The following is a 7255-nucleotide window of genomic DNA, read 5'->3' as shown; positions in this document are numbered from 1 at the left end:
GGCTTTCACTTCCCGGCGCTGGATGGGACCGAGGCGGCGATTGCGTTCCACGACGGCAATCCGAACAAGCCGTATATCGCGCATTTCCATCACAACAGCCAGCATGTCGACCTGATCACCAACCAGGACCGCTTGCAGTCGCGCAATGTTATCCATACGCAGAGCGGCAACAAGGTCGAACTGGAAGACTGGGAGGACGAGGAACACGTACAGCTTTCCACCGAGCATTCGGGCAAAAGCCAGTTGACCCTGGGGCATATGGTCAACGGCGAACGCAAGAAACGCGGCGCGGGATTTGAGCTGCGCAGCGATGCGCCCGGCAGCCTGCGCAGCAAAGGTTTGCTGCTAAGTGCGGACGTCCGCAAGAATGCAAGTGGCCAACAACTTGACATGCAGGAGGCGCTGTCAGAACTACGTCTGGCACTGGACAGAGTCACGGCACTTGCGCAGGCCACTACGCAAGCGAATGCGACGCCAGCTGACAGTGCTACCCAGTCGGCCTTGAAAGCGGCTCTGGACCAGCTCAAGACAGCCGGCCTTGTCGCGACTGCACCAGGCGGGATCGCATTGCTAACCCCGAAATCGATCCAGCATAGTGCGAGTGACAACGTCATTGTCACGTCAGGCCAGCATGTCGATATCAGTGCTGTCAAGCGTTTTTCCGTCGCGGCCGGCGACCTGATTTCCCTGTGTGCCCACAAGCTTGGCTTCAAGCTCTTTGCAGCGAAGGGCAAAGTCGAAATCCAGGCACAGACCGACGCACTGGACCTGTTCGCCGCTAAGCAGTTGCATATTGCCAGCGCAAGTGAAGACGTACTCGTTGCTGCCAAAGGAAAATTGACCCTTATGTGTGGTGGTGCGTACATCAAGCTGGAAGGGGGCAGCGTCGAGATTGGATGTCCAGGTGACTTCAAGATCAAGAGCGGATCGTTTAGCTATGCCGGCCCGGCCAACCTTGGCGCAGCGCTTCCTATCCTGGCGAACAGCGAGTTCAAGATCAGCGGCAGCTACGGTTTGTCGCACTAAATACGACCATGATTATCAGTCCCCCCTACTTGCCGCGCCAGAGTGATGCAGCTACTGACGCGATGGATGCGATCAAGGATCGCGAGTTGTTTCATGGCATCTACCCCATCTGCGCGGATCGGCGCTGGCACGGGGGTAGTCACATCGCGCCGTTGAGTGCGAACGAACCGGTCAGAGCCATCGCAGACGGCGAGGTCATTGCTTACCGCGTTCGCCAAAACCTTGAGGGGCCCGATGAGGGTCCAAAGGACAGCAATGCCGGGTTCGTGTTGCTCCGACACGAGACCGAAACCGGCGAGAACCGCAAGCTACGGTTCTATTCGCTATATATGCACTTACGCCATCTTGGAGCCTACACGGGGACAGGTTGCAACGCGAACCTGTTACCGCAATGGCTACGCTCGCCGACGGACGCGGTGTCGGGGGGGCGGAAAGAAGGTGTACCGAAAGGATATTCTGGGGTGGACCGGAGAATGCCACGGCCTGCAATTCCTGCACTTCGAGATCTTCATGACGAAGGAGGATTTCGACTCGTACTTCAACGCGACCCAACTCGGTAACGAGAATCCGTCGACGCCGACAACGACTGACTACTGGGGAAATAGCTACTATGTGATTCCAATCGGTCGACCGGTACTGGCCCAGCCGCCAGGGACGAACGCGCAACATAAGCTAAATGGTATTGCATTTCCTCCACTGCAGAGCATGGAAGCTACCCAGAAGAAGCTCTATGTCGAGGTGCGATTCCACCGCGGGGACAAGCTTACACGGGTGTGGCGGGATGACGGCAATGGTCAGCACACGCTATTGACAGCGGAGCCAATCAACGAAGAGGGGTACGAGTACGACCTGTATAAGCGGGCAAGTTCGCTCTATCCGAATTGCCCGAGCGAAGGCTATGAGTTGCTCCGTTTCGGTCGCATCCTCAGTGCGTCGGCGACGCCACCGCAAGTGCCCCCCGCGACTTGGTTCAAGGTGAAATTTGATACCGAAGGGACAGGTTATATTGATATCAACGACTCCAGCATCCAGAAATTATCGGATGCAGACTTTCCAAGTTTTACGGGCTGGCAGAAACTGAGCGAAGGCAGCGGCCCGTTTGCTAGCGATGGTTTGTGTGATATTGATTTGCTCAAAAAAATCTTGGCGGACAATAATGCATCCCATAATCCACACGAAAGTACCAATGTTTCTCAGGAGCTTCAGTACTACCTACAAATGAATTCAGATGTGCGCTCGAAATTGCGTAGCCTTGTCTGTGAAATGGCATCGGAGTGGGACAACACAAACAATGAAGAGAGGTACAGAAATCTCAAGCAGGCTGGCGAGTATTACGCCGGAGACGATAATGGTTATGAAAAGTTTATTAAATTTACAGAAAAAATACAATTCTGGGATAAGACGGGATTGCCAGACACAACAATCGAAAAACTATGGTTTTTTCATCCATTGAAATTCATAAAGCACTTTCGAGCGTGTGGATGGCTGAGCGAGAAAGAATTTTCTAGGGTGTACCCAAATAATCGCTATCCGGCTAACAGTAGCCCATCACCCCATCAAATTAGGGAAAGATACCGTGGCGCACTGAATAGAGCGTTGAGAAAGTACCTATTCTTGACGCCTGTCAGGCAGGCTCATTTCTTTGGTCAAGGTGCAGTAGAGTCCGATTGGATGCTGTCTATGCAGGAGAGAAGCATGATCGGAAACATTGTTGGTAATGGGTTTCACGGAGCCACAATTAACCAAATGTCAAAAAAAGATGAGTCTATCTTGGGACACTGGTATGGCGAATTTTCGAGCGAAGATGATCCATGGTTTCGCCTAAATAAATATAACAGCACCGGCGGATACATATCAAGTTCATATGACTGGAGAAATGGTAATTGTGATTATGAGGATTCTCAAAAATTTCGAGGCAGAGGTTTTAAGCAACTAACGGGAAGGAGCAACTATGCAGATTATTGGGTTTATCGCGGATGGATATCAGCACTAAGCTTTACAAAAGCGTGGTGGACCGACCCACAATTCATAGCGAAAAATAGAAATGGAATGATAAAAATTCCAGCGAACATTGAATATCCACAACACGCTTCTCTTCCGGAAAATTGCTTGGATAGCGGCGCATGGTACTTAAGAGGTTTGCGACCGAGAGTTGTGGTGGAAATGGATCGGGATCTTCCAAATAGAGGCGAGACAGCAGAAGAGATATCTCGCGAAAGAGAAATATCACGAAAAGTAACGGCTGCAATCAATGGCGGAACGATTGATTGGCAGAGAAGGCTTGAATACACGAGATCCGCCAAAGAAATATTGGGATAGACGATGAATAAATTCATAGCCACGATTTCTATTTTTCTTGTTATTTATAGTCATGCGGCCGCCGAGACAATTTATTCAATTAACAACGGAAAAATTATAATAAATGACGACGAAGGGGAGGTGGAGTGCGCCATTAAAGGCGAGTTACTGTATGCAGTATTAAGCTCAGACAAATCCGCACTAATTGTTTCCGGGCGTGGTTACGTGCCGATCAGCGCACTTGAACAGTGCAAATTGGGGGCAACTATATCGTCACTGATGATTCCGGTCAACAACGGCGCATTGTCTGATATTAATGTTGACCATGGAATTTATGTCGCACTCGATTTGATCGCGGTGAGACCTGCGCGATATTTGGCGATAGTTTCAAATGTGGGGAGTTCGAAAAACTTAATATCACTGGATGGATCATATATCAGAGGTATGAGCATGAGGCAGTTAAGAGGAAAAGGATTTATTGCCGTAGATATTCCTGGAACAGCGAGAATTTCTAAGGATGGTCGTTTTGTTGCTGCATCTGGTGAGATAGATTGCGGGAATGAGGCATATCCCGGAGTATGGGATGTCAAAGCAAACAAGAAGATATTAATTCCGTTAACGAAAGAATATGGGGCCGAGATGATACGACAAGAAAAATGCGCAGCCATGTTTGAGGGGCGAGAGTAGCCGAATAGCGCTTCTGTGCCGCACATTAATCGGTTTATGAAACATTTTTCGTCATGAACCTGCAATTAGGCATGTGGCGCTCTGGCCGCTATTTTTGTTCAGCCTGTTTCTTCTGTCGAGTGAATTGCACAATACGCCTATGCGGTATGCGCAAAGGCCTAAATAGATCAGCATTCGCATAATTGCACGCGTCAGAAGCGAATATTAAGCGGAAATAAGCCGGGCTAGATTCGTGCGCAGGCTTAAACGATGCGAACGTATTGAGAAGGGACTAAAGCAATGTTTGGAATTGTCAGAGTGGGTGACGAGCTTGAAAGGGGCGGCAAGGTCTTGGCTGGCTCGAAGAAGATGATCTTCTTGGGTTGCGCAGCGGCTCGTCAGGGCGATCCGGCGAAGTGCGCGCTGCATGGCGATACTTACATTGCGGAAGGCGACCCAGGGTTCACTGATGAAGGCATACCAGTGGCGCTGCACTTGCACAAATGCGCTTGCGGATGCAGGGTCATTTCATCGCTTGCGAAAGCGGGCAAAGCCTGACGATGCCAGTCGATTACTCCGATGCAGGTCCGGCAGAAGCGTATCCGGAGCGAACCGGCCCGCGAGGATGGGTGTTGCTCTGGCTTTGCTGCAACGTTATCGGTGCAGGCGCAGTGCTGCTTCTTTGGTCGTCCGGACAGCCCGCGCAAGGCGCAGGGTTCTGGTTTGCCATCGTGGGGATGCCACATATTGCTTTTGCGTTATTACTGGGCTGGTTCAGGCAAGCCTATGAAAGCGCTTATCTTGGCGCACTGTTTTACAACCAACATCGTGAGGAAAGGCTGCGTGAACTGGTGTTGCGTTCTCAAGTTCCGCTGGAAGTTGTGGCCTCCTCCCACTGCATTCCAGGCGATGGTATGGCGCTCATGCAGGTCTTGGCATCGAAGGAAACGCTACTGGCTTTCCGAGCTGTGCGGTCGGGCGCCGGGCTTGTCCAACATAGTCGACTACCAGACTGGGATGAGCAAGTGTTGAGGGGCGACGATGACGCCGAGGTGGGAGCACCGTTGGATCGGTTCGACATTCTGCTCGATGTGGTGCTCGGACCGATTGTGGAATCGGTTCGTGAATTGCAGCAGCAAGGCCGTCGCTATGCTCCCGTAGTGCGGCTGGTGGACGGCTCGCCAGAGTTGGCTCGAGGTCGCCTGTTGCAGTTGCGGCATAGATTGGATGCGCTCGGTCTGTCAGGGCTGGAATCCGATCTGGTGGCCAATTCGGATTCGTCATTGGGATTGATGTTGGCGGACGACTGGCTCGACCGCGAAGCGCCTTTGCCTCTGCTCCTGGTCGCCACGCAGTTGCACGAGATGCCGCCCGAGGGGAGTGCGGAAGCGGGGGTGGCATTGCTGATGATGCCGAAGAACCTGACGCTGCCGTCAGGTGTGCGTTCGATTGGCAGATTGCATCGCCCGGTGGCTTGTACGCTGCGCCAGTTCGGAGCAGGCTGTGCGGCAGCCCTGCGTGCCAGCCTCTCGGATGCCAAAAAGGTCGCGCATCTATGGGTGGCAGGTGTCGCGCCGGAGGTGGACGCCGCTGTTGCATCCGGATTGGCTGATGCGGACCTCTCCGATCTGTTAGATAGCCAGCGGCAATACCACCTGGACCGATCTGTTGGCAATGCTGGCGTGGTATCAGGCTGGCTTGCCGTTGCCGGCGCTCTGGAGACAGACGAGACAGCGCCTCAGCTCATTTCAACGCAAAGCGGCCAAATGCAACTCGCCGTTGTTTATTCATATCCGAAAGACGGAGATCAAGATGTCACCTGCTAGCAGTGGGCCGCAGGGCGCCGTAGAGGGCAAACCGATCCGATCGTGGGGCTTTGCGCTGATCGTGCTGGCAATAGCCGCTCTCGGCTTGGGCGCGGTCTGGTTGAGCGGCGGCGATTTGGGATGGGCTACGGTCGAGGAGAAGAAGGCGGCCACGCTTTGGATCGCTGCAGTCGTTGTGGTGCTGATGGTAATTCACGCATTCGTTTCGCGTGTTGGCGCCTATCAGGCCGCTGGCTGGCTGTTTCGCAAGCGTACAGGCGTCAAGTCAGCACCAGTCATGGAGGCGGCTGCAAGCCCAGCGTCGCGTATGCTGAACCTCCGCGAGGCGCTATCCGCCACCAAGGGATTTCGCTCGCGCTATCGCCAGCCCTGGCTGTTGATCACCGGCGACGATGCTGCCATTGCCCGACTGTTGCCCGAACTGGCGGAACAAGGTTGGCTGATCACCCCCGACGCGGTGCTGCTGTGGAACAGGTCCGGCAAGGACGGCCAGCTGGACGCCGCTTGGCTCAAGCAACTCTACAAGCTACGCCGCCGCTGTCCGGTGGACGCCGTGGTCCTGACCACCGACGGCACGGCAGACCTGCCGGCACAGCGTCGTGTCACCCATCCCTACGGTATTGGCCTGGTGCGCATCGCCGAGGTGCTGCGCTGGTCCGCCCCGGTCTACCTGCTCGATGTGGCCCTGACGGACGCGCTCGCCAATGGCAATACGCCGGTCATCGGTTGCGAACTGCCGCGTCTTGCGGATGCGGCAGCCATCGAGAAGGCGCTGCTTGTGGTGCGGGACCGCCTGCTGCAGCGCGGCGTCGCGCAACTGATGCAGAACGAACGCGACCGCTACATGGGCAAGCTTTCCCAGCGCCTCGACACGCGCGGCAAGGCGCTCGCCAGCTGGATCGCCGGCCTGAATGGCGGGCGGCGCCGGCGCATCCCGGTCGGCGGTATTGTCTTCGCGCCGTATCCACGGCCTGCCGCCACCGATGCGAGCGCGCCGACCAGCGCCGACCTGCCGCTCTGGCAGTACCTGGGCGAGGCGGCCCGCCGCCAGCCGGGCCGCCGCGTCGGCTGGCACCCGGTCACGGTGTTCTCCGTTGTGGCCCTGACGGCCATCGGTCTGTGGGGTGCCGGCATGGTGGTATCCGGCGTGCTGAACGGGCGGGACCTGCAAGCCGCCCAGCAGGCCGTGAGCGATATCCAGTCTGCCCCGAACCCGGCCGCCCGCCTGCGCGCGCTCCTCGCCTTGCAGCAGCAAATCGAACGCTACGAGTACCGTACCCAGCATCGCGCACCCCTCGCGACCCGCTTTGGCCTGAATCGCGATCCGGCGGTCCTAGCCGCGCTGTGGAAGCCATACACGCAGGCCAGCCGCGAGTTGCTCGTCGCGCCCGTGCAGCGGGATCTGGAGGCGTCCCTGGTGGATCTCGTGCAACTGCCGA

The 7255-nt window shown here is 55.5% G+C and carries 6 protein-coding genes; all 6 read left to right on the top strand.

The annotated features are described in order from the left end of the window. A partial coding sequence (locus AC1DS6_RS42020) for a DUF2345 domain-containing protein (RefSeq protein ID WP_477104737.1) occupies window positions 1-1026 on the top strand: 1026 nt, incomplete at its 5' end. Window positions 1027-1536: 510 nt separating this feature from the next. Continuing rightward, window positions 1537-3345 (top strand): hypothetical protein, encoded by a 1809-nt coding sequence (locus tag AC1DS6_RS42015; protein WP_477104736.1) that lies wholly within the window; start codon window positions 1537-1539, stop codon window positions 3343-3345. Between the two features lie 3 nt (window positions 3346-3348). Further along, window positions 3349-4011 carry a hypothetical protein gene (locus AC1DS6_RS42010; RefSeq protein WP_477104735.1) on the top strand — a complete coding sequence of 221 codons (663 nt, stop codon included), beginning with the start codon at window positions 3349-3351 and terminating at the stop codon, window positions 4009-4011. 297 nt (window positions 4012-4308) lie between these two features. Continuing rightward, the gene (locus AC1DS6_RS42005) at window positions 4309-4548 is read left to right on the top strand and encodes a PAAR domain-containing protein (protein WP_477104734.1); all 240 of its coding nucleotides are present in this window, start codon (window positions 4309-4311) and stop codon (window positions 4546-4548) included. 2 nt (window positions 4549-4550) lie between these two features. Beyond that, window positions 4551-5816 carry a hypothetical protein gene (locus AC1DS6_RS42000; RefSeq protein ID WP_477104733.1) on the top strand — a complete coding sequence of 422 codons (1266 nt, stop codon included), beginning with the start codon at window positions 4551-4553 and terminating at the stop codon, window positions 5814-5816. Continuing rightward, window positions 5803-7255 (top strand): ImcF-related family protein (locus AC1DS6_RS41995; protein ID WP_477104732.1); only part of this gene is annotated, 1453 nt, incomplete at its 3' end. The genes AC1DS6_RS42000 and AC1DS6_RS41995, both read left to right, overlap by 14 nt.

This window comes from Cupriavidus sp. 05L310, assembly GCF_056398185.1.
The sequence above is the reverse complement of the archived record's forward strand: the minus strand, read 5'-3'. Positions and strand labels throughout refer to the sequence as shown.

Excerpts from the sequence above, each read along its gene's own strand:
- AC1DS6_RS42000 (WP_477104733.1), top strand. The coding sequence starts at position 4,551 with ATGCCAGTCGATTACTCCGATGCAGGTCCGGCAGAAGCGTATCCGGAG.
- AC1DS6_RS42015 (WP_477104736.1), top strand. The coding sequence starts at position 1,537 with ATGACGAAGGAGGATTTCGACTCGTACTTCAACGCGACCCAACTCGGT.
- AC1DS6_RS42010 (WP_477104735.1), top strand. The coding sequence starts at position 3,349 with ATGAATAAATTCATAGCCACGATTTCTATTTTTCTTGTTATTTATAGT.